Raw genomic sequence first — 23,251 nt, forward strand, 5'->3', positions numbered from 1 at the left:
GCTATTATGATATGTACTAACTAATTGTAAGTTTGTGTTGATGGAAATATTTAAAGAGGTGAATATAATGGAAGGTCAACATCTGAAGATGTGTCCAAGATTTGAGTCGGCCTTTTCATTCCTGGGCAAACGATGGAATGGTCTCATTATTCAAACATTGATGGATGGTCCTAAACGATTTAAGGATATTTCGAATCTCATACCTCAAATGAGTGATAAAATGCTGTCAGAGCGAATGAAGGATCTGGAGAGCGAAGGAATCTTAATAAGACACGTATATCCGGAGACACCCGTCAGAATTGAATACGAGCTTACCGACAAAGGGAAAGCACTCCAGCCTGTAATGCAGGGAATTCAGCAGTGGGCGGAGCAATGGGTTGAATAGCCGAAGCTAGGCTCGTGGCGTCATGAATCTTGTGTGGAGAGGATGAAACTCATGGCAGATATAATTGTTGTTGGTGCAGGTCCTGCAGGAGGCAGTGCAGCTATTTTTGCGGCTAAGGCAGGCAAAGAAACGATCGTTCTTGACAGCGGTGCAAGTATGACAAAGCGCGCCTGGATGGAGAACCATTATGGAACAGAGGGCATATCAGGTCCGGATCTGTTAACATCAGGCAGAAAGCAGGCAGAGAAGTTTGGCGCTGTTTTCTGCGATGAGAAGGTGACCTCGATCACCTCCGAGGATGGTCAGGTCAGGCTTACAACAGAATCAGGTAAAGAATACACGGCACTGCACGTAATTCTGACCACCGGTGCTAATCCTGAACTGGCCGCAAATAGTGGGATCCGTATGATTGAAGGACGTGAGCCAAGAATAAAATCGGTTATTGAGGTGGATCGTCTCGGCAGAACAAGTATGCCAAATGTCTGGGCTGCTGGAGTCATTGCTGGAGTCAGTGTCCATACCATCGTGACATCCGGTGACGGAGCAAGAGTGGCCATTGAGGTGCTCAGTGAGCTTAACGGTGAACGGTATGTTGACCACGATATACTTAAGTAATGACTTCAAACTCTTTATTTTTCTGAAGAAAGATAAAGGGTTTTTTTATTAGCACTTGAGGTATGATCTTCGTATTTATTTGTCGTCCTTGCACAAGTCAGTGCTTTTCGTAGTATAATTGCAGAAAGGTCCTAAAAGGCTTAAAAGGAGGGCGATCTACTTGAACAAAATCGTCGTATCTCGTAAAGTGAATTACTTTCAACAAGATGTTGCCGAGCTTGAGCAAGCATCCCTCCGCGTTCAGTCGATCTATGAGAAGGCAGCCAGAATGGTGAAACAGTACTTTTCTCCAGCAGCTGCTGAGAAGCTTGAAGCAACAGTCCTGTCCCAGCGCTCATACTTTCAAAAGTGGATACACACGAGCAAAGGATGGAAATTCATTGGAAGTGAATATCAGAATGAACAAGCAGAAGCCCGTCCCCCATTAGCTGATCTGAAAACGGATACAAGCATGGGCGAGTCTACAGCTGTATCGACCAAACGTGGCGGAACTTTTGCGAGCTTAATTCTACAGGCATTCATATGGTCTCAGTATGAAGAGATTCAATTGTTTCATCCGTTTCTGGGAGATGAATCCTTTTATACGGGAGAAGAGATGGATGTCATTGCTGCTTACTTTGTGCCGACTTATTTGACGGAGAGACCGCTGTATGAGAGTGGAATCCAGTATCGAAGAAGAGATTACGGAGTTACGATCTTCCAAGAGGATGTACCAGCTCCGTCTGTCGTATTTGATTCAGAGTGGGGAACGATGGAAGGTAAGCTTATGACAGGAGTTTATGTGTCAGGTCTGCAATTTAAGGGACTTGGTCCTTATTTAAAAAATATGAGCGGTAACCGAATATATATGCAAGCAGCAGTTCAGTAGTAACATCATACTGGTCATGTCAGAAGCCCAATTTTGGGCTTTTTTCTATTGGAGTTGAAGTTAAACACAAGATAATAGTATGCTATATAAATAGATTGTAGAATAATGCAAAAAAAAGTAAGGCGGTGATTGCATGAAAGTGCGGTACTCATTTACAATTTCAGCAATAATTCTACTCTTGTTCATATTTACGGGCTGCAGTTCGGTAGATAAAGGGACAAGCCTGGCGGAGGATCAAACGCCGGGAACTGTTGAACTCCGTGTAGAAGGTGGCAGCTACATACCGGCATTGACTCAACCTGTACAGATTAGAATTAATGAAGGACTTACAGTACATGATGCAATCGATCGTGTTGCTGAATTTAATGAAGGATCGAATGCCATTGCTTCCGTTGGCTCGTATGTATTAGATGAGTCTCTTGAGTGGAGATTAAAATTAAATGATGAGGATATTGGCTCCGATGCATGGGGACATTCTTTAGATAGTAAAGATTCACTAATTCTATACATTCAACCTATTGCCAAGATTGAGAATTTGGAGCCATCGGCTGTAACCTTAACGATTTATGGCGGGGTAAGTCAGCCGGATTTGCGGGGCTCCATTGCTAGTCTTTATTTTCCTAATTTGACCGTACGAGATATTTTGGAGAAGAATGAGCGGATTCAACTGACGGATAACAAACGATACGTTCATTCGATTGATGGTTATGTTCCGTTAATTACGGAAAGATGGAAAATTGAAGTGAACAATAAAGAGCTGATGGATAATGGACTGGATATGGTGCTTAGTCCGAGAGACGAAATAAGATTAGAGCTTGCTGAACGACAGTAGTCGGTGGCAGGCTTTTTTTGTCGATAACAAGACCTAATGCATCTGTATTGGGAATATTCACACATTCAAATATCCTACCATGGTATCATTTTGAAATATTCGCCAAAATATGATTTTCATTTCAGAATCTTTAATTTAAAATAATAAAAGATGAATCAATCACTTTGAGACGAAGACATTACCGTATCTTGGAAAGAAGGGTTAACCTATGGGTGTAATCAAGGGGAGAATGAAGGAACAGCAGGTGCCTGTTAATGTATCAGAAGTTATAAAGGCCAAGGCTTATCCAGTAGGAGACGAGCGGGATTTCTATTCATTGATCGGACGTATGGTTACTCTACAGAATCGCGAAATTGGTGTGTTCAGGACAAGTGACGGTGGTCTGTTTGCTCTCGATAATGTAAGAATAAATCCAGAGGGAATCAGGCTCACGGAGGGCATTGTGTCTGGACATACGGTGTATGATCCTTCCGACGATTGGAAGGTTGATCTGGAAACGGGAGATGTCACAAGGGAAGCTAGTAATATAACCAAGGTGCCAGCTTATAGGGTGCATATCATGAAGAGCAAATTGTATATTGTGCTTGCTTAAAATGGGTGGTCTATTTCCATCTTCATATAAAAAAAGAAGCCGATCTTTCTCTAAATCAGAAGGTCGGCTTTTTGTCTTGTTAAATCCTGCAGATTTCTACCGGGCATTGCTCGCAGCGGCAAATCTGTTGAAGAACGCTTAATTCCTTGATCACGATGCAGCCATCATCATATGCCAAAGCGCCTTTCTTGCGCAGCTCAGCGAGCATTCGATTGACACTTTCCCGGGTTGCACCAATCATATTCGACAGATCCGTATGTGTCATCTTTTTGTTAATCCGAATATCCTTACCATCCACTTCTCCATAAGTATTTCCGAGCCGGATTAGTGTTGAGCACAGAGCTCCCTGCTTGCCGTACATCATAAGATCGCGGAATTTCGTCTGTGTAATTCGATGGTATATACCCATCCATTTCATAAAATCAAGTGCAAATCCGCCGTTGATCTCAATGAGCAGCTGAAGCTCTGAGGTTTCTGCATATCCAATCTCGCTCTCTTCCAATACTTCAGCAGAATAGCTGTGCCTAGAAGAGAAGAAGGGGTCGGCATGACCGATCAAATCCCCGTCCTGATGAATATACATGATTAATTCTTTTCCTTCATCTGTGAATTTCGTAATCTTGATGCGCCCGTGCTTAATAAAAAACAGCTTGTCGGCAGGATCCCCCTCCCAGAACAGATGAGAGCCTTTTGGTAATGATCGATACTTCAATAAGTTGAGTAAGAGCTGTTTGTTCTCTGATGTGAAGCAGCGGATATTGCCTTCTTTTTGTTCAAGTAATGCTAAGTGAGTCATATGCGATTCCCCCTTGCACTGTTCGATTTACAAGTTCAGTATATACCTTCGTTAAGAGGGCGGGAGAAGCAAAGTATGGCAAAATTCCAACATTGTGATTCATTTCACTATCGAATTCGAAGTTTTTATACATTGTGAATAAATTCACAAACAAAGAGAATCATGCATGATATGATGACTTCGTAATCCAATAGAGAGACAAAAAACTCAGAATTTGGGTAGGAGGATGATAGGAGATGGCTGTTAAGAACGAGGCTGTATCCAAAGAAGTTACTGCGGCGGAATATATTAATGAGCTGGTAACCAAGGGCAAGAAGGCGCTGGAAGCATTTATGCAATTAGATCAAGAGGCGGTTGACCGTATTGTTCAGGCGATGGCACTGGCTGGTCTTGATAAGCACATGAATCTAGCCAAGCTGGCTGTGACGGAAACAGGCCGCGGAATTTATGAAGACAAGATTATCAAGAATATTTTTGCTACAGAATATGTCTACAACAATATTAAATATGACAAAACGGTCGGCGTCATCGAAGATAATGAGTTTGAGAACTATCAAAAAATAGCGGAGCCGGTAGGCGTAATTATGGGGATTACCCCTGTAACCAATCCTACCTCTACAACGATGTTTAAGGCACTGATTGCCATAAAGACACGAAACCCTATCATATTCGGTTTCCATCCATCGGCACAAAACTCAAGCCGGGAAGCAGCACGCATTCTAAGAGATGCAGCGATCAAAGAAGGCGCACCAGCTGATTGTATTCAGTGGATTGACGCCCCGTCGATGGAGAAGACAAACGAGCTGATGAATCATCCGGATGTTGCACTCATTTTGGCTACCGGTGGTGGAGCGATGGTTAAGGCAGCTTACAGCTGCGGTAAACCGGCACTTGGCGTTGGACCAGGAAATGTTCCTTGCTTTATAGAGAAGACGGCGAATCTTAATCAAGCAGTGACAGATTTGATCTTATCCAAATCCTTCGATAACGGAATGATCTGTGCATCAGAGCAAGCGGTCATTGTAGAAGAACCCGTCTACGATGAAGTGAAGAAGAGAATGGTGGCGGATGGCTGCTACTTCGTAACCAAAGATGAAGCGGCGAAATTAACGACTTATGCTATCTCCGCTGACAAATGTGCTGTTAATCCGAAGATCGTCGGCCAGTCGGCTGTCGATATTGCGAAGATGAGCGGAATCGTCGTTCCGGAGAATACCAAGATTCTGGTTGCTGAGCTGGACGGTGTTGGAGAAAAATTCCCATTGTCCGCTGAGAAGCTGAGTCCGATTCTGGCCTGCTACAAGGTTAAGACGGTAGAGCAGGGGATAGAACGTGCCGCAGAAATCGTTTCTTTTGGAGGAATGGGACACTCTTCGGTTATTCATTCAAATGATGATGAAGTGATCAGCCGTTTTGCAGATCATCTCAAGACCTGCCGGATTCTTGTAAACTCTCCTTCAACTCACGGTGCAATTGGGGACATCTACAATACCAACTTACCATCATTGACGCTGGGCTGTGGTTCATACGGACGGAATTCAACCTCTTCGAATGTAACCGCAGTAAATCTAATCAACGTGAAGAGAGTGGCGAGACGAACAGTGAATATGCAATGGTTTAAGGTTCCAAGCAAGGTTTATTTTGAGAAGGGGGCTACCCAGTATCTTGCGAAAATGCCTGACATTTCTCGCGTACTCATTGTTACAGATTCCATGATGGTGAAACTGGGCTACGTTGATAAAGTGGAGCATTACCTGCGCCAGCGCCGCAAGCCTGTGTTCATTGAAGTGTTCTCCGATGTGGAGCCCGACCCTTCAACAACAACCGTAGAGAATGGCACGAAGCTGATGAACAGCTTTGAACCGGATTGTATTATTGCGCTCGGCGGCGGATCCCCAATGGATGCGGCCAAGGCGATGTGGCTGTTCTACGAGCATCCTGATGCCGAGTTTGATCATATGAAACAAAAATTTATGGATATCCGTAAACGGATTTACAAATATCCTAAGCTGGGACAAAAGGCAAAATTTGTGGCGATCCCAACAACCTCGGGAACAGGCTCAGAAGTAACCTCATTTGCAGTTATTACAGATAAGAATAAAGGGAATACCAAATATCCGCTGGCCGATTACGAGCTGACACCGGATGTAGCCATTGTAGATCCCGATTTCGTATACAGCCTGCCACGGGTAGCTGTCGCAGATACGGGTATGGATGTACTGACTCACGCGATCGAAGCCTACGTATCTGTCATGGCAAATGATTATACAGATGGCCTCGCGATCAAAGCGATTCAGCTCGTATTCGAATATCTTGAAGCATCTGCTCTTACGGGAGATAAGCTGGCGAGAGAGAAAATGCATAACGCGTCTACGATTGCCGGAATGGCCTTTGCCAATGCATTCCTTGGTATCAATCACAGTCTTGCTCACAAATGGGGCGGACAGTATCACACGGCACATGGACGAACCAATGCCATTCTGATGCCGCATGTCATAAGATACAACGCGAAGAAGCCGACGAAATTCGCATCCTTCCCGAAATATGATCATTTCACAGCAGATCTTCGTTATGCCGAAATTGCACGTATCCTGGGATTACCTGCGAATACGACAGAAGAAGGGGTTAACAGCCTGATTCAGGCAATACGTGATTTGAATAAGAAGCTCGGTATCCCGGCTTCGTTCCAGGAGCTTGGCTTTGATCCGAAGGATTTTGAAGCAAGAGTCGATTATTTGGCAGACCGGGCATTTGAAGATCAGTGTACTACTGCGAATCCGAAGCTGCCACTTGTCAGTGAGCTGGCTGATGTGTACCGGAATGCTTTCTATGGAAGATTTGATAAATAACCGTGTTCTTCATCGTAAATGGTGAAGCTGTGCTGAGCAGAAGGAATTTCCTTCGTTCAGCACGGCTTTTTTTTCGTATGCTTGTTCCGCACAATATAGGAATGGGAAGCATGACTACAACAGTAAAAATAAAATGGAGTAACAGGCTTAACTTTGTGATATTCATCACATAATTAATGTGATCTGTATAATATAATTTGAAATGTAAGAGAGAAGAAATCCATTTCATAGAACCCAAAAGGCAATTTCACTTCCCTATAAAGAGTGGAGAGAAGGGGAGTGAGCAGGTAGATTAGTGAAAATAATCACAAATAACCTTACCACAATAACAGAGCCGAGGGAGAAAGAGTAACAGCAGGGATGGAATTTCGTACCTGCCTTCATGATCTGTCTAGTGTAACCACGAATCTATTGGAGGGATTACCATGGCGGTAACCGAAAAAGAAATGCAAAACGTACAATCCGGCTGGAGAAGCTTCAAGTCCGGAAAATGGACAAAAGAGGTTAATGTTAATAACTTTTTAGAGAAAAACCTCATTCCGTATGAGGGTGACGAGAGCTTTTTGACAGGTGCGACAGACAATACAAAAGCGCTGTGGGAGATCGTTATGGATCTAACCAAGAAAGAGAGAGATAACGGCGGAGTACTGGATGTGGATGTCAACACCCCTTCAACAATTGTATCCCATCAGCCTGGATACTTGGATAAAGAGAAGGAGCAGATTGTCGGCGTTCAGACGGATGCCCCGTTTAAGCGTTCCATTCAGCCGTTCGGCGGTATCAAGATGATGATTGATGCTTGTGAAGCCTATGGCTTTAAGCTTCCTGAGCCGATTATTGAAATGTTCACCACGATCAGAAAAACACATAACCAAGGGGTATTTGATGCCTATACGAGTGAAATGAGAAATGCGCGGCGAGCCGGCATCATCACAGGCCTGCCAGATGCCTACGGCCGCGGACGTATTATCGGTGACTACCGAAGAGCAGCGCTGTATGGAATTGACTTTTTAATCAAGGACAAGATGAGAGAGCAGGCTGAGCTGGAAGTTGATGTGATCGATGAAGATGTGATCCGGCTTCGTGAGGAATTGTCTGAACAGATTCGAGCGCTGAAAGAGCTGAAGCAGCTTGGTGAAATGCACGGATTCGATATTTCCGGTCCTGCACGAAATGCCAAAGAAGCCTTCCAATGGGTTTACTTCGCTTATCTGGCAGCAATTAAAGAGCAAAATGGTGCAGCGATGTCACTTGGACGTGTCTCTTCCTTCCTGGATATCTATATCCAGAGAGACCTTATAGAAGGAACACTGACTGAAGAGGAAGCACAAGAGCTGGTGGATCATTTTGTCATGAAGCTGAGAATTGTAAAATTCCTGCGTACGCCGGATTATAACGAGCTGTTCAGTGGAGATCCAACATGGGTCACGGAATCCATTGGCGGCATGGGGATGGATGGCAAGACACGCGTCACGAAGAACAGCTTCCGCTTCCTGCATACGCTGTACAATCTCGGACCCGCACCAGAGCCAAACTTGACGGTGCTATGGTCAGAGCAGCTGCCAGAAGGGTTTAAGAAGTACTGCGCCAAGGTATCTATCGAAACCAGCTCCATTCAATATGAGAATGACGATCTGATGCGTCCGATCTATGGAGACGATTACGGTATTGCCTGCTGCGTATCTGCAATGCGGATCGGGAAGCAGATGCAATTCTTCGGTGCACGTGCGAACCTTGCTAAGGCGCTGCTGTATGCAATTAACGGCGGTAAGGACGAGAAATCAGGAGCCCAGGTGGGTCCGGAGTATCCGCCAATTACATCTGAAGTACTGAACTATGACGAGGTTATGAAACGCTTCAAGCCGATGATGGAGTGGCTCGCGAAGCTGTATATGAACACGCTGAACGTGATTCACTATATGCATGATAAATACAGCTACGAACGGATTGAAATGGCGCTGCATGATCGTGATATTCTGCGGACGATGGCCTGCGGTATCGCTGGACTGTCTGTAGCAGCCGACTCGCTTAGTGCCATCAAGTATGCAACGGTTCGCCCCATCCGCAACGAGAATGGAATTGCCGTGGATTTCGTTATAGAAGGCGAGTATCCTTGCTACGGTAATAACGACGACAAGGTTGACCAAATCGCAGTGGAGCTCGTCGAGTCCTTCATGACGATGATTCGCAAGCACAAAGCCTATCGGAATGCGATGCCGACACAATCGGTACTGACGATTACATCGAATGTTGTGTATGGTAAGAAGACGGGTACGACCCCGGACGGACGTAAAGCAGGAGAGCCTTTTGCCCCAGGAGCGAATCCAATGCACGGACGCGATAAAAAAGGCGCACTGGCTTCCCTCAGCTCCGTTGCCAAACTGCCTTACGAACACAGCCTGGATGGTATTTCCAACACCTTCTCGATCATTCCGAAGGCACTTGGCAAAGAGGAAGAGGCCCGTAAGACCAACCTGACAGCAATGATGGACGGATATTTTGGAAGTGGAGCCCATCACTTGAATGTCAATGTCTTTAATCGAGAGCAGCTGATTGATGCAATGGAGCACCCTGAGAATTATCCACAGCTGACCGTACGTGTATCGGGTTATGCGGTTAACTTTATCAAACTGACACGTGAGCAGCAGCTTGATGTTATTAACCGGACATTCCACGGCAATATGTAACAGCTAACTGCTAGCTACTCAACAATCTGCACAGACGCACAAAGCGGATGCGATAGGAAAAGGGATGGTATAAATGGTCAAAGGTCATGTACATTCACTAGAAACATTTGGTACGGTTGATGGTCCCGGCATCCGCTTCGTGCTGTTCATGCAGGGATGTCTGCTGAAATGCCAGTACTGTCATAACCCTGACACCTGGGCACTGGATGGCGGGAACGCAATGTCACTGGAAGAGGTGCTCGCTGAGATTGAGCCTTATATTCATTATTATAAGAGCTCTGGTGGAGGCTTGACTGTCTCTGGCGGTGAACCTACGCTTCAAGCGGCCTTTGTTACTCAGCTGTTCCGTGAGGTCAAAGATCGCTGGAATCTGCATACGACGCTGGATACGAACGGTTTTAATGATATGGACCGTATAGATGAGCTCCTTAAGGTAACGGATCTTGTGCTGCTCGATCTGAAGCATATCGATAATGAGAAGCATGAGCGCATGACGGGCAAATCGAATGTAAGAATGCTGGAGACGGCACGCTGGTTATCGGAACATGGCAAACAGATGTGGATCCGCCATGTGTATGTTCCCGGCATTCATCATGATGAGAAGGATCTGCTTAATCTGGGCAGGTTTATAGGAACACTTGATGGAGTAGAAAAATTTGAGATTCTTCCCTATCATCAAATGGGAATTTATAAATGGAAGCTGCTAGGCAAAGAATATCCGCTTGAGGGTGTCCCCTCTCCTGAACAAGCGGAAATAGACCGTGCTTACCGTCTCATTGAGACGGGACGCAAGGAAGCAAGCAGGATCGAACTTTGATAAACGTGTCGTGATAACGAACTCCCTTCTAACATGAGAAGGGAGTTTTTACGTATTTTTCGAGGATTTTATCCCTCGATCTTTAAATTGTAGTCCTATCGGACACACAGCAATGTTTTTATAATGAAAATTGTAAAGCAAGTAAGTTACATACAATACAAGCTCATAGAAAGCGGGGGCAAACGAATGTTGAAGAAAAAGTTTGGTTCTATGATGTCGTTAATGCTGGCAGTGTCACTGACACTGGCAGGCTGTGGAGGCAGCTCTAATACGGAAACACCTGCTGCGGAGCCTGGAACGTCCGGCGAAACACCGCCGGCAGCTTCGGCTGAGCCGTTTGAAATGACACTTCGGCATACGCAGGTCGGTGCGGACAAGGAACGCCGGCTTGCGATCCTGCAGGACGTGGTTAAGAAGGTGGAGGGGGAAGTCGAAGGCGCATCTTTTACCCTGGATGGAGTTGATTCTGACGTTAACCGCAAAGAAAAGCTGCGGGGCGAAATGGCTGCAGGTAATCCGCCGGATATCTTCGACCTGTTCGGCAGCCCAGATGCGAAGGTATACGCCAAAGAAGGCATGCTTCTCAATCTGACACCGATCCTTGAAGAGCTCGGAATTCAGGATAAATTCTCCTCACTTGAGCCGTTCACTTATGAAGGCAATGTATATGGTCTGCCGGTCGGAGGATCTGGCGAAGGGTTTTTCTACAACAAGGAATATTATGAGTCGAAGGGATGGCAGCCGCCGGCTACCTTTGCCGAATTTGAGCAGCAGCTGGCTGATATTAAGGCAGATGGCAAAGTGCCGCTGGCTGGAGCTTCGAAGGCAGGCTGGGTACCTCTTATGCTGACGAACCATCTCTGGTCGCGATACGCAGGCTCTGATATTACAAACAAGTTTGTTACCGGTGAAGCGGCTTGGACCGATCCGGGAGTTGTCAAAGCTTTTGCTAAGCATCAAGAATGGGTTGACAAAGAGTATTTCAAGAAGGGCGAGCTTGGATTTGAGTATGCAGAGTATACGACTCAATTTACGAGCGGTGAAGCGATTCTGATGTATGACGGCACATGGAAATCCTCTGTATTCAAGGAAGGGCAATCCGGTGAAGGCTTGATCGGTAAAGTCGGATTCTTCAACTTGCCTCCTGTTGATGGAGGAGTAGGAGACCAAACCTCTCTCATGCGCGATGTGAATAACGGATACGGCTTTGCAGCTTCGGTTGCGGACGATCCACAGAAGCTCGCAGCAGTGAAATCCTTCATTAAGAATATGTTTAATGAAGAAATGCAAATTAGAGGTCTAGTTGAAGACGGTGTACTGCCGGCTATGAAATTCGATGAAGCTGTACTAACCGAAAGTATTACCGATGATTTGATGAAGGAGATCGTTGCTGTCCTTAATGCTTCCGCTACTTCTTTCCCTGCATTTGACTCGCTTGTTCAAGCGGATGTAACGACTGAGATCAGTAATATTCAGATTCAGAAGCTGATTGGCGGCCAAACGACCCCTGAGCAAATGGCAGAGGATCTGCAGAAAGTTCAAGAAGAAGCAAACGCAGCAGTGGAATAAAGAGGCTTAAGCACCGTTACCATTCATAATCGTGATCAGCATAAAACGATAAAATAACAGGACTGCTTACCCCGGATCAGCGTCCGGGGTTTTTTTACACACTAATATGGTATGAGACTGTACATTATTGGCTCTTCCATGGGAGGCTGTTGGCACATGAACAAATCACTCAAGAATCCTTGGGTATACTCCATGTTTATATTACCTGCCTTGATATTGTTTATATTGTTTTTTATTTATCCGATCTTGAATTCGATATACTACAGCTTTACCAGCTGGAATGGCGTATCTGAGAATCCGAAATTTATTGGGTTCGAAAATTATATAAAAGCATTTGGAGATGAGAGATTCTGGGAGTCGGCCTTGAATAACGGATGGTTTATTCTTTTTTCGTGCGGTATTCAGGTTCCGCTGATTGTGCTCTTCTCTCTTCTCATTGCGAATGTGAAGCGGCTTAAAGGCCTATACAAAACGGCGGTGTTCCTTCCCTCCATTATGTCTACAGCGGTTATTGGGATCTTGTGGGGCTTCATCTATGAACCGAATATCGGCTTGTTAAATCAGATATTGGGGCTGCTTGGCATCGAGCCGATCTACTGGCTGTCAGATGAGAAATACGCGATGTTCTCCATCCTGCTCACAAATGCCTGGCAATGGACTGGCTTCTACATCATCATGGTACTCGCAGCAATTCTCGCCATTCCGCGTGATCTGGATGAAGCAGCTGAGATTGATGGAGCAAACCGGCTGCAAAGAGCATTATCCATAACACTGCCGCTCATCAAGCCTATCATTTCTGTTGTCATTATGCTGTCGATTGCAGGTGCAATGAAGGCAGCAGATATCGTCATTGTCATGACAAAAGGCGGTCCAGCCGGGTCCACAGACGTGCTAGCAACCTACATGATCAAATATGCGATCACGAATTTTAAATACGGCTACGGAAACACCATCGCTGTCCTTATCTTTGTATTTACACTCATTCTGACGGCTCTCTATCAAGTCATGATCGCCCGCCGAAGTGAAAGGATTGAATACTAATGATGCGAACCTTGAGTAAATCAATCCCCCATGTATTTCTGCTCAGCTACTTGCTAGTCATTTTGTTTCCATTTCTATTTGTCATTTTCTCATCCGTCAAGAAGGATAACAATGCGATTGCGCTTAATCCGTTTGGTATCCCGCAAGAGTTTGCATTTGAAAATTATGTAGAAGCCTGGGTTAATGCCAAGATCGGAACGTACTTCTTTAACAGCTTATATATTTCAATCCTAGCCTCGGTGGTATCCATCTTGCTTGGTGCGATGTTTGCCTTTGCGGTAACAAGAATGAAGCATGGAAAATGGAACACAGCCTTCTTCAGCCTGATCCTGGTCGGCATGCTCATTCCGAACAACTCCCTGATGCTGCCCATCTATCTGCTTGTCCGCAAGCTGGGTATCCTGGATACGCATCTCGCGCTCATCATTCCTTATATTGCAAATGCGCTTCCGTTTACGATTATTATACTGGCTGCTTTTATGCGTTCGCTCCCAAGTGAAATCGAGGAAGCTGCCGTTATGGACGGGTTGAGGGCACAGGGGATATTTGCTAGAATAGTGTTACCTCTAACCATTCCAGCGATCGTTACGGTATTTATCGTTAACTTTCTTGGCAACTGGAATGAATTTCTTCTAGCCAACTACTTTTTATCCACGGACACACTTCGTACCCTGCCTGTAGGAATGGTGCAGTTCAGAGATCAGTACCAGATGAACTACGCCCAGATGTCAGCGGGAATTGTCTACAGTGTCGTGCCGGTTATCATTATTTATTCCATTTTGCAAGAGCAGATCATTGAAGGTGTAACCGCAGGTAGCGTCAAAGGGTGACGAGACTTACGCTTATGCTCTTCGACCGGGGAGAAATGCGTTCTTGAACTTGCGTAGCAAACTTGTCGTGGCGTTTCTGGCATTGATCATCATCCCGATGTGTGTCATGGGCTTCGGAACCTTTCTCGTAACATCGAGTACAATTGAGAAAAAATACAGCGAGCAGGCTGAGTATGCGCTGAAGTCGATCAGCTACAGCATCGAAAGCGTGTTTCAGGAAATGAACAATGTAACAGACAATGGAATTGCTACGTCTGTGTTTCAGATGGCGCTTGAATCCGAGAAGCCCGTGAACCTTGGGGAGAGCGATCAGCTCTATCTGAATGCGAGTCAGCGGAATTTTCGCAGCATGCTCTATAATTATCCCGCAATCAGCTATGCATTTCTCTATAATTTGGAGTATTCCGCCAGAGAGCGGATTGTCTCTATTTTTACGAAGGAAGACTTCAAGGCACTGCCTTTCGGGGAGTTTACCAACCATCCGCTCTACAATCAAGTGAAAGAGTTAAATGGTGTGCCTCTGTGGATTGCTCCGCTGGAGCATCCGGAATTCACGGGCTATGAGCCTGTATTTACTCAAATCAGGCTTGTAAAAGAGCTGAGTTTTTTCCAGAACATTGGTGTTCTGGTCGTGCAGATCAAGAATTGGGAAATTGACCGGATCTTCCGTAATCTCAGCATGAGCGGGAATCAGGATACGGAATTTATGATGGTGAACCAAGACGGGCTCGTTGTATATGACCCTTCCGGTTTTTATATTGGACGATACATGTCGGAGCTGATGAGCGAGACCTTTGCAGGCGGGGACGGATATCGCAGCAGCAGGCTGAATTTCGATGGAACAGAGAGCATCCTGTCTCAATACCAGATGAAGGGATATCCATGGCAGCTTGTCTCTGTAACTGAATGGAACTCCTTGGCCAAAGAAACGAATCAGCTGGTCAGCTGGTATGTGATTATTATTATATGCTGTCTGTTTGCCGCCCTTATGTTCAATGTCTTTTTTATGAATCGGATTACCGGAACGATTGCAGTCCTTGTACGCTTTATGCGCAGAGTTGAAGATGGGGATTTGAGTGCAAGGATTGAGGGCAAAGGCTACGACGAGCTCCAGCTGCTGGCACAAGGCATCAATGATCTTATGGACAAAATCAGCAGCTTGTTCCGCAGAGTCAAGGCCGAGCAGATGCAGAAGACAAGAGCCGAGCTCCGGGTGCTGCAGGCCCAGATCAAGCCGCACTTCTTGTTCAATACACTAGAGTCCATTAATGGACTTGCACTTCGCGGGGAAAGAAGGAAGGTCAGTGAGATGGTAAACAGGCTGGCCAGTATTTTACGTATCAGCATTCAAGATGTGGAAGAAATTCCGATCAAGGAGGAAGTGAAGCATCTCGAGAACTACTTGGCGATTCAACAATACAGGTTTGCTGAGCTGTTTGAATATGAGATTGACATTCCTGAGAAGCTCGAATCCTTTCCTATTCTTAAGCTTACCCTGCAGCCCCTTGTCGAGAATAGCATTCAGCATGGGTTTGAAGGAATTGATTACGTTGGATTCATCCGGGTAACAGCATGGGAAGATATGGGAAGAGTTGTGCTTGAAGTGCAGGATAATGGAATCGGGATGGCTAACACCGTCCTTGAACGGTTCGAATACATGGCGAAGACGACGGAAATGGAGGATGAACCGATATCACCGGCCATGTCTGAACGTCGTGGTCTTGGAGTGCGGAGTGTAGCCGACCGAATTCGCATTCAATATGGAGAACATTACGGTATATTTATCTGTTCTGCGAGTGGGGCAGGAACGACAATCCGGTGTGTGCTGCCCAAAAACGATTGGGGGGATTCGTCTTGGAATTGAGTGCGCTGCTAATTGATGATGAACAGCCTATACTTGATAACTTGAAGGAGTTTATTGATTGGGAATCGCTCGGAATCAAGGTGGCTGGAGCTGCCCGTACCGGAAATGAAGCGTTAGAGCTGAGTACCCATGTTCAGCCTGATCTCATATTATGTGATATTCGAATGCCTGTCATGGACGGACTAACATTCATTGAACAGTATCGGATAAGAGGCGGGAAAGCAGAGATTCTGCTGCTTACCGGCTACCAGGAGTTTGAATATGCGAGACTTGCATTGCAGCAAGGCGTTCGTGAATACATATGCAAGCCGATCGATTATTTTGAGCTGGAGTCAACCATTGGCGCACTTGCAGGCCGTATCCGCAATAAGAAGCAGCAGGAGCAGCAGGGCACGGTGCGAGAGCTGTATATGAGCAAGTGGATTCGTCGAAAATGGCTGCAGGAAGTATTGCTTGGTGAATCCCATAGTCCCAATCCATGTGAAGATGTGAAGTCAACCGCAGGTGGAAGTCGTTATACACTCATCTTGCTCGTTGCACAGGATTATTTCCTCAATTCCTTGTTATGGTCAGAAGAAGAGCGTAAGCATTGGCATGAGTTGGTTGGTGCAGTAATCGACGATCATTTGGCGGCTTCAACGCCAGCAGGAGAAGTAATCCAGACGCGGGATGGAGAATGGTGTATTGTTATTGAACATGATTCCTCCTTGTCTGATTCTGCTTCCCGTGTCCCTGATCCTGACTTACTCGAAGAGCTGGAACGTAGGTTTACAGATGCATCTGGCATGGCTGCAGAATTGTATGCTTCCGGCAAGAAGGTCTTTGATTACATGCTGGCCGAAGAATATAGAGATGCCCAGCGGGCGCTGATGATGTCTGAGCATTCAGGCACAAGGATTGCAAATATTGATGAGCAGGAGTCAGGCGAAGAGCTTGAATGGATGTCTCGTGTATGGTCGGATCGGTTGACCCTGGCGGTGAGGCAAAAAAATAAAAATGAGGTTACATCGGTGCTGAAGCAAATTTACAGCTTGATGTGCACCGACAAAGGGAGTAACAACGGCAAGGCCATCAAGTATTTCCATTACATTGTTGTTCTCATGCTCCGTGATATGCACGAAATGAAGCTGCTGAAGACAGAAGCCGAAGAACGGATCTGGAATGTGATGTTACAAACGCTTACACTCCGGGAATATTATGAGCTGTCACTTACCTTGGCAGAAGCTTGCGCAAGCGAGCTGCCGAGGCGCACGGCAGGAGAACTGGTGGCCACCGCAAGGGATTATATCGCGGCAAGGCTGGATAAAGATCTGGGTATTGAAGAGATGGCAGACCAGCTTGGGATCTGTTCAAGCTACTTCTGCCAGCTATTCAAGAGCCATTTTGGTGTCACTTTTGTTGAATATGTAACGAGAGAAAGGATGGAGTCTGCGAAAGCCATGCTCACCGGAACAGATCGGAGCATCGCTTCGATTGGAGCTGCCGTGGGGTATCGGGAACGGAGATATTTCTCAAAAGTATTTCATAAGTATTATGGAATGAAGCCTTCTGAATTTCGTGAGATGGCAGCCAAGAGAAACTGAACTCTTCCAAATCATAAGTAAATGGCGACATAAGAGCAGCGTTTCCGACTTAGGGGATGTTGCTTTTTGTCATTTTTTAGAATGTGTAGAGCAACTTTTTCAGTATAACTGCGTCTAATAATGAGACATGCATCGTGATACAACTAAGTGATTAGAAGGAGTCGAGGAATGAATTTCAAGAAATTATCTATTCTCACCGTCTTTGCCGTTTCACAGGTACTGATGGCTTTTCCAGTGAGTGCACAATCAGACACAGCAGAAGTTCAGCAGGGACAAGCACTTGATCAACAAGCAGCAAGTGTGCAAGAAACCCTGTCCCAAGATGTTAAGAATGACGAGAGTACTTCTCACACCAATAACGAAGTGAAGCAGGACACAGAAGCCGCAGAAAGATCCGTAAGCGGAGCTCAGGACATATCAGATGAAGCAGAGCTTCCAGATGATTCTCAAAGTGATGAATCCTCTGAGAAAGACCAGGCTTCACTTCCCGAAGAGGATTCTATAGAGTCGGATGCTGTAGAGCAGCAGCCGGTTTCACAGCAAACTGTCCAGGAGACAAGCTCGGTCAAGGCAAATACAGCAGCGAATACAGCTGTCAGCGCGAGCCAGCTGATCTTATTTTATAATAGCAGCAAGATGATTCAGGACGGTGTTACTTACTACGCTCCACAGCCGATGGTTGTGAAGAGCGGTGTTTCCTATGTGCCTATTCGCGCATTGGTTGATCGAGTCGGATACAAGGTATCATACAATTACAGCACCAAGGAAACGTTGATCATCCAGGGCAGCAACGAACTTCGCTTCAAAACGAACAGCAGCAGCTATACGGTTAACGGCGTTTCGAAGAGCATGAAGGGCGCTTCCTATCAGACGAACAATACATTTATGGTGCCGCTGACATCCATTACCCAAGCACTTGGCATAACCTACAGTGTGGATAACATCAATAAACGGATTATTCTGAACCTGTCGAGTAAGCCGGTTGCTAAATTCAGCATTCAGCCGAGCAAGGTGTACGCAGGAGATCAGGTAACTTATGTAACAGCTCCTTATTCTCCGAAAGGTCTTGCGATCATTAATGAACGCTGGGAAGGCAGACAGGATGTATTTGAATCAGAAGGGAACTATACGGTCAGCTATTATGTTCAGGATTCAAGCGGTACATGGAGTGATGCCTATACCGTTACCATTAATGTAGAACGGCCGAATCAGCCGCCGATTCCGATGTTTACAACAGATAAAGAAGAATACAAGATGGGCGAGCTGATTACGTACAAGGACGAGAGTACAGATGACGAGTATATAGTAGATACACAGTGGGACAATAATGCAGCAGCGTTTTTCACACCTGGACCCAAGACGATTCGATTAACGGTTACTGATAATAAAGGGGCAAGCCGGACTTACGAAAAAACGATTATTATCACAAACGAAACGTTGTACACGCTCAATGAGTTTAATCGTCTCTTTACACCGGTTGGGGAGGAATTTGCCTTTGACGGTTCGATTGTCCCGACCTGGGATAAAGTGAGTTATACGTACACGGATCAACCAGGCACACTGATACGAAGCAATAGTCCTGAAACGGTAACCCGTGAAGGGATTCTATATCAGGATCGTGCCGTCGGCAACACGAGATTTTTGCTTCACCATCTCAATAACACCGGCAAAAAAGTGAAGATGTACGTGGTCGCAACGAACAACAACTCGGCTACAGCTACACTTCGTACAGAGAATCTAGGCTTCGCAGGTCCGACCAATATTGCACAGGCTGCAGGCAAAAAAGCGGTACAAAGATATTTTGAAACGATGCAGGATGGTTCAAAATGGTCGACTACTCAGCTGAAGCCGGGAGAGAGCAAGCTGATCCTTACCGATCTGAGCATGTCGAGTCTTGGCCAGAGTCAAATTATTTCACTGTATTCTGATGTTTACAGCAATTATCCAATTGACTACAAAGTCATTATGATTGATGAGAAGCTGGATCCGCTGTCTGCAGTGAAGAAGCTGCCGGTTCTTGACCGGGATGGTGTTCATAACCGCGGAACTTATGATAATCCAACTCGCATCATCAAATACAGTGAGATGATTGGCGAGAAGTCACAGCGGCTTGTGATTGGGGATAACAAGGATGACCCGAACGTGGCCGGCGTGGATCCGATGGTAGGGGTAACAGCCTCCAACTCGGGTAACTTCGGTGTCCTGTACAAGATCACACTGGACTCCGTAGCTCCTAATACACTGATCTCCTTTAATCCTCGCGGAGGAACCTATTCGGGCTATGCGATGGTGAATGGAATGCTCATACCCCTGGCGAAGAGTGGAGGAGTAAGTGCTCCGAATGAGCAGGTTGTATTATACCGAACAGGCAGCTATGAGCAAAAGGTCGAAATCTGGTTCACTGCTGCGCCGGCAAGCAGTCTTCCAATCAATCTGTTGTTTACGGCATTGCCGCAAGTAGAGGAGTAAGAATTCATTCATATCAAAAAAAGAGCTCTATATCAGAGTTCTTTTTTTGTTACGTTTGTGTCGAATACGAATCAACGTACTATACGTGTTCGTTGACGTGACTCTTGATTTCAGGCATTATAAGGGTATGACACAAATAGGTATGACAGGAGGGTTAAGAGTCATGCTGTCCACGGATCAAATTATTGAAGCTATGTCCGGTCAAGGACTTCGAATTACGGATCAGCGCAAGACGCTGGCAAGGCTTTTTGCCGAATCAGAAGGTTATTTGTCACCAAAAGACGTTTATGAATATATGGGCAAATCATACAGCGGATTAAGCTTTGATACAGTCTATCGCAACTTGAGAGTCATGCAGGAGCTCGGCGTACTGGAGCAGGTTATTTTTGAAGACGGGGTTAAATTCAAAGCTTCATGCAGCAGCGGTCATCACCATCATCATTTGATATGCCTGAACTGTCAGAAGACACTGCCGATCGAGTTTTGCCCGATGAATCTTACAGATACACCGGATCAATTTCAAGTTGTTGAACACAAGTTTGAAATTTTTGGATATTGCAGGGAATGTCAGACTGAAGGCAAAGGCTATAAGAATACGAAGAAGTCTGCTTCCAAAGGTCATTAATAATGAAGCCTGCTAGATTCATTGCGAAGGCTCCGGTTCAATTCTATCGCAAATTCATCTCACCGCTGAAGCCGCCCAGCTGTCGTTTTTATCCGACCTGTTCTGCTTATGCACTTGAAGCCATCGAGGTGCACGGTGCAGTGAAGGGATCACTCCTTGCGGCGAAACGGATAGCGAAGTGTCATCCTCTACATCCGGGGGGAGTGGACCTCGTCCCTCCCAAGAAGGGCAGTGAAGGAAATACGCCTTCATAGGCTGCGGAACCTTGACATTGATGCTGCCGTTTTGTATGATTTTTCTGAATAAGCTCAATATTATAGATGTACGCATATTTTTCCTATGAAGGGATAAGTACGATCATGCATGCTTTAGTACAGAGAGCCGGGGGAGCTGCAAGCCGGTCTGAAGCAGAGTTCGGAAAATGGTCCTGGAGGAACTGCTTTCGAGCCATATCCGTCCTAGTAGATGGAAGGTAAGGGAGCGGCGCATGCCAGCGTTAGCGGGCACAGTTAAGCAATGAGCTTGACTGGTATGAGCCTGATTTCTTACTTGAGTGTGAAGTGATCAGGGAATTTGGGTGGTACCACGTGAGTGTAACAGACTCTCGTCCCATATGGGATGAGGGTCTTTTTGTGTTGTTTTTACATGGTACCGCAATCCCTTGATTACATATTAATCATTAGGAGGCATACAAAAGTGACAGACAAAAAAACATTCTACATTACAACACCGATTTACTATCCAAGCGACAAGCTGCACATCGGTCATGCTTACACTACAGTAGCGGGAGATGCGATCTCAAGATATAAGCGCCTAAGAGGCTATGAGGTACGTTACCTGACAGGTACAGATGAGCATGGTCAAAAAATCGAGCAAAAAGCGAAGGCAGCGGGCAAAACACCGCAGGAATTTGTTGACCATATTGTCGCAGGAATTCAGGATTTGTGGAAAAAGCTTGATATCACAAACGATGATTTCATTCGGACGACAGAGCCGCGGCATACATCCGTCGTTCAGGACGTGTTTGAGCGACTGGTGCAGCAGGGCGACATTTATAAAGGGGAATACGAAGGCTGGTACAGCATACCTGATGAAACCTATTACACGGAAACACAGCTGGTGGATACCGAAAAGGATGCGAATGGCAAAATTATTGGCGGAAAAAGCCCGGACAGCGGTCATCCCGTCGAGCTCGTCAAAGAGGAAAGCTATTTCTTCAAAATGAGCAAATATGCAGACCGGCTGCTTCAATATTATGAGGAAAATCCGGATTTCATCCAGCCTAAATCCCGCAAGAACGAAATGATCAACAATTTCATCAAGCCGGGTCTTGAGGATCTGGCTGTATCCCGTACAAGCTATGAATGGGGAGTTAAAGTATCCAGTGATCCTAAGCATGTGGTCTACGTATGGATTGATGCACTGCTGAACTACATTACCGCTCTGGGATATGGCAGTGAGGATGCTTCCTTGTACGATAAATTCTGGCCGGCAGATGTTCATCTGATGAGTAAAGAAATCGTCCGCTTCCACACGATATATTGGCCGATCATGCTGATGGCACTGGGTCTTCCGCTGCCGAAGAAGGTATTTGCCCACGGATGGCTGCTGATGAAGGACGGCAAAATGTCCAAATCCAAAGGGAATGTCGTTGATCCCGTGACACTGATTGACCGCTACGGACTGGACTCCCTGCGTTACTATCTACTGCGTGAGGTGCCGTTCGGATCGGATGGTACATTCACTCCGGAGAGCTTCGTAGAGCGTGTCAACTCGGATCTTGCGAATGACCTTGGCAATCTGCTTAACCGTACTGTGGCGATGGTGCACAAGTATTTTGACGGCAAAACGCCTGCATACCAATCCAGAGTAACTGAATTTGACAGCACGATTGAGGAGCTTGCGCTGAGTACTGTGGAGAAAGTGGAAGAGGCGATGGAGAATCTGGAATTCTCTGTAGCACTGACACTGATTGGTCAATTCATCAGCCGGTGCAACAAATATATTGATGAAACTCAGCCATGGGTGCTTGCTAAGGATGAGGCGAAACGCGAGGAGCTTGCTTCCGTTATGGCCCATCTGGTGGAGAGCTTACGTGTAGCATCCATCTTGCTGCAGCCGTTCTTAACTCAGGCTCCGCGCAAAATTTGGGAGCAGCTTAACATTCAGGAGGGAGAGCTTACAAGCTGGGACAGCACCAAGCAGGCAGGATTGGTTCCAGCAGGAAATGAGCTTCGCAAGGGTGAGCCGATCTTCCCGAGACTTGATGTAGAGCAGGAGGTTGCCTATATTGCGGGTGCTATGTCAGGCGGAACCAAAGCAGAGCCAGCCAAAGCGGTAGAAGCCGCAGCAGAAGCAACGGAAGGACTGCCGGAGATCGGAATTGAGGACTTTGCCAAAGTAGAGCTGCGTGTTGCTCAGGTTACCGCGTGCGAGCCGGTGAAAAAAGCAGATAAGCTGCTGAAGCTGCAGCTTGATCTCGGTTATGAGCAGCGTCAAGTAGTATCGGGTATTGCGAAGTTCTATACGCCGGAAGAAATGGTAGGCAAGAAAGTCATTTGTGTGACGAATCTGAAGCCGGTAAAGCTGCGCGGCGAATTGTCTCAAGGGATGATTCTCGCTGCCTCTCATGGAGATCAATTGACTCTGGCTACGGTGCCTGAAAATATGCCGAACGGGGCAATCGTGAAGTAAACCCCTTTTTAATGAGTTATGAAATGGATGCATCCTGCACATAATCTTAAAAAGAGGATTTTAAGCTTATACAATGAAGAGCGTTCCTTTTGGGGAACGCTCTTTTTTTCAGTAAATAGTATTGACAATCTTGGG

At 46.0% G+C, this 23,251-nt stretch carries 18 protein-coding genes; 17 read left to right on the top strand and 1 reads right to left on the bottom strand.

The features are described from left to right. Nucleotides 1-67 precede the first annotated feature (67 nt). The 5 genes from ACFSVM_RS18220 (at nucleotide 68) to ACFSVM_RS18240 (ending at nucleotide 3,292) form a co-directional block, all read left to right on the top strand. Nucleotides 68-385, top strand: coding sequence for a winged helix-turn-helix transcriptional regulator (locus ACFSVM_RS18220; protein WP_047911015.1), 318 nt, complete (start codon nucleotides 68-70; stop codon nucleotides 383-385). Between the two features lie 51 nt (nucleotides 386-436). Next, nucleotides 437-1,000 (top strand): FAD-dependent oxidoreductase, encoded by a 564-nt coding sequence (locus tag ACFSVM_RS18225; RefSeq protein ID WP_379263760.1) that lies wholly within the window; start codon nucleotides 437-439, stop codon nucleotides 998-1,000. Between the two features lie 160 nt (nucleotides 1,001-1,160). Continuing rightward, a complete protein-coding gene (locus ACFSVM_RS18230) occupies nucleotides 1,161-1,868 on the top strand; it encodes a hypothetical protein (protein WP_052511818.1) in 708 nt (235 codons plus the stop codon). A gap of 133 nt (nucleotides 1,869-2,001) precedes the next feature. After that, the gene (locus ACFSVM_RS18235; RefSeq protein ID WP_379263763.1) at nucleotides 2,002-2,700 is read left to right on the top strand and encodes a hypothetical protein; all 699 of its coding nucleotides are present in this window, start codon (nucleotides 2,002-2,004) and stop codon (nucleotides 2,698-2,700) included. A 208-nt stretch (nucleotides 2,701-2,908) separates the two neighbouring features. Next, the gene (locus ACFSVM_RS18240; RefSeq protein ID WP_052511820.1) at nucleotides 2,909-3,292 is read left to right on the top strand and encodes a nitrite reductase (NAD(P)H) small subunit; all 384 of its coding nucleotides are present in this window, start codon (nucleotides 2,909-2,911) and stop codon (nucleotides 3,290-3,292) included. Between the two features lie 79 nt (nucleotides 3,293-3,371). On the opposite strand, the gene ACFSVM_RS18245 is transcribed toward ACFSVM_RS18240, so the two are convergent. Further along, nucleotides 3,372-4,088, bottom strand: coding sequence for a Crp/Fnr family transcriptional regulator (locus tag ACFSVM_RS18245; protein ID WP_047911018.1), 717 nt, complete (start codon nucleotides 4,086-4,088; stop codon nucleotides 3,372-3,374). A gap of 236 nt (nucleotides 4,089-4,324) precedes the next feature. Between ACFSVM_RS18245 and adhE the strand changes: the two genes are divergently transcribed. From adhE to metG, 12 genes are all read left to right on the top strand, one after another. Further along, nucleotides 4,325-6,937 carry a bifunctional acetaldehyde-CoA/alcohol dehydrogenase gene (adhE, locus tag ACFSVM_RS18250; protein ID WP_047911019.1) on the top strand — a complete coding sequence of 871 codons (2,613 nt, stop codon included), beginning with the start codon at nucleotides 4,325-4,327 and terminating at the stop codon, nucleotides 6,935-6,937. 425 nt (nucleotides 6,938-7,362) lie between these two features. Continuing rightward, nucleotides 7,363-9,624 carry a formate C-acetyltransferase gene (pflB, locus tag ACFSVM_RS18255; RefSeq protein WP_047911020.1) on the top strand — a complete coding sequence of 754 codons (2,262 nt, stop codon included), beginning with the start codon at nucleotides 7,363-7,365 and terminating at the stop codon, nucleotides 9,622-9,624. Between the two features lie 73 nt (nucleotides 9,625-9,697). Next, entirely contained in the window at nucleotides 9,698-10,441 is a 744-nt protein-coding gene (gene pflA / locus ACFSVM_RS18260) for a pyruvate formate-lyase-activating protein (RefSeq protein ID WP_090723875.1), read from the top strand. Between the two features lie 186 nt (nucleotides 10,442-10,627). Beyond that, a complete protein-coding gene (locus ACFSVM_RS18265; RefSeq protein ID WP_090723876.1) occupies nucleotides 10,628-12,010 on the top strand; it encodes an ABC transporter substrate-binding protein in 1,383 nt (460 codons plus the stop codon). Nucleotides 12,011-12,166: 156 nt separating this feature from the next. Continuing rightward, entirely contained in the window at nucleotides 12,167-13,051 is an 885-nt protein-coding gene (locus ACFSVM_RS18270; protein WP_379263768.1) for a carbohydrate ABC transporter permease, read from the top strand. 2 nt (nucleotides 13,052-13,053) lie between these two features. Continuing rightward, nucleotides 13,054-13,881, top strand: a complete 828-nt coding sequence (locus ACFSVM_RS18275) for a carbohydrate ABC transporter permease (RefSeq protein ID WP_090724509.1) — start codon at nucleotides 13,054-13,056, stop codon at nucleotides 13,879-13,881. Between the two features lie 43 nt (nucleotides 13,882-13,924). Further along, complete coding sequence (locus ACFSVM_RS18280) at nucleotides 13,925-15,745, top strand: cache domain-containing sensor histidine kinase (RefSeq protein ID WP_047911024.1); 1,821 nt, start codon at nucleotides 13,925-13,927, stop codon at nucleotides 15,743-15,745. Beyond that, nucleotides 15,736-17,328, top strand: coding sequence for a response regulator transcription factor (locus ACFSVM_RS18285; RefSeq protein ID WP_379263770.1), 1,593 nt, complete (start codon nucleotides 15,736-15,738; stop codon nucleotides 17,326-17,328). Before ACFSVM_RS18280 ends, ACFSVM_RS18285 begins: the two co-directional genes overlap by 10 nt. 168 nt (nucleotides 17,329-17,496) lie before the next feature. Then, complete coding sequence (locus ACFSVM_RS18290; protein WP_379263772.1) at nucleotides 17,497-19,797, top strand: copper amine oxidase N-terminal domain-containing protein; 2,301 nt, start codon at nucleotides 17,497-17,499, stop codon at nucleotides 19,795-19,797. Nucleotides 19,798-19,960: 163 nt separating this feature from the next. After that, complete coding sequence (locus tag ACFSVM_RS18295; protein WP_090723883.1) at nucleotides 19,961-20,422, top strand: Fur family transcriptional regulator; 462 nt, start codon at nucleotides 19,961-19,963, stop codon at nucleotides 20,420-20,422. Nucleotides 20,423-20,424: 2 nt separating this feature from the next. Further along, nucleotides 20,425-20,676 carry a membrane protein insertion efficiency factor YidD gene (gene yidD, locus ACFSVM_RS18300; RefSeq protein ID WP_076313105.1) on the top strand — a complete coding sequence of 84 codons (252 nt, stop codon included), beginning with the start codon at nucleotides 20,425-20,427 and terminating at the stop codon, nucleotides 20,674-20,676. A 442-nt stretch (nucleotides 20,677-21,118) separates the two neighbouring features. After that, nucleotides 21,119-23,116 (top strand): methionine--tRNA ligase, encoded by a 1,998-nt coding sequence (gene metG / locus ACFSVM_RS18305; RefSeq protein WP_379263775.1) that lies wholly within the window; start codon nucleotides 21,119-21,121, stop codon nucleotides 23,114-23,116. Nucleotides 23,117-23,251: the final 135 nt, after the last annotated feature.

This window comes from Paenibacillus shunpengii (assembly GCF_042684905.1).
Taxonomy (GTDB): Bacteria; Bacillota; Bacilli; order Paenibacillales; family Paenibacillaceae; genus Paenibacillus; species Paenibacillus shunpengii.

Bases quoted from the DNA above. Each gene is read 5' to 3' on its own strand.
- ACFSVM_RS18225 (WP_379263760.1), top strand. From the start codon at position 437: ATGGCAGATATAATTGTTGTTGGTGCAGGTCCTGCAGGAGGCAGTGCA.
- ACFSVM_RS18290 (WP_379263772.1), top strand. From the start codon at position 17,497: ATGAATTTCAAGAAATTATCTATTCTCACCGTCTTTGCCGTTTCACAG.
- ACFSVM_RS18265 (WP_090723876.1), top strand. From the start codon at position 10,628: ATGTTGAAGAAAAAGTTTGGTTCTATGATGTCGTTAATGCTGGCAGTG.
- pflA (WP_090723875.1), top strand. From the start codon at position 9,698: ATGGTCAAAGGTCATGTACATTCACTAGAAACATTTGGTACGGTTGAT.
- ACFSVM_RS18245 (WP_047911018.1), bottom strand. From the start codon at position 4,088: ATGACTCACTTAGCATTACTTGAACAAAAAGAAGGCAATATCCGCTGC.
- ACFSVM_RS18270 (WP_379263768.1), top strand. From the start codon at position 12,167: ATGAACAAATCACTCAAGAATCCTTGGGTATACTCCATGTTTATATTA.
- pflB (WP_047911020.1), top strand. From the start codon at position 7,363: ATGGCGGTAACCGAAAAAGAAATGCAAAACGTACAATCCGGCTGGAGA.
- ACFSVM_RS18295 (WP_090723883.1), top strand. From the start codon at position 19,961: ATGCTGTCCACGGATCAAATTATTGAAGCTATGTCCGGTCAAGGACTT.
- adhE (WP_047911019.1), top strand. From the start codon at position 4,325: ATGGCTGTTAAGAACGAGGCTGTATCCAAAGAAGTTACTGCGGCGGAA.
- ACFSVM_RS18240 (WP_052511820.1), top strand. From the start codon at position 2,909: ATGGGTGTAATCAAGGGGAGAATGAAGGAACAGCAGGTGCCTGTTAAT.
- ACFSVM_RS18220 (WP_047911015.1), top strand. From the start codon at position 68: ATGGAAGGTCAACATCTGAAGATGTGTCCAAGATTTGAGTCGGCCTTT.
- yidD (WP_076313105.1), top strand. From the start codon at position 20,425: ATGAAGCCTGCTAGATTCATTGCGAAGGCTCCGGTTCAATTCTATCGC.
- ACFSVM_RS18275 (WP_090724509.1), top strand. From the start codon at position 13,054: ATGCGAACCTTGAGTAAATCAATCCCCCATGTATTTCTGCTCAGCTAC.
- ACFSVM_RS18235 (WP_379263763.1), top strand. From the start codon at position 2,002: ATGAAAGTGCGGTACTCATTTACAATTTCAGCAATAATTCTACTCTTG.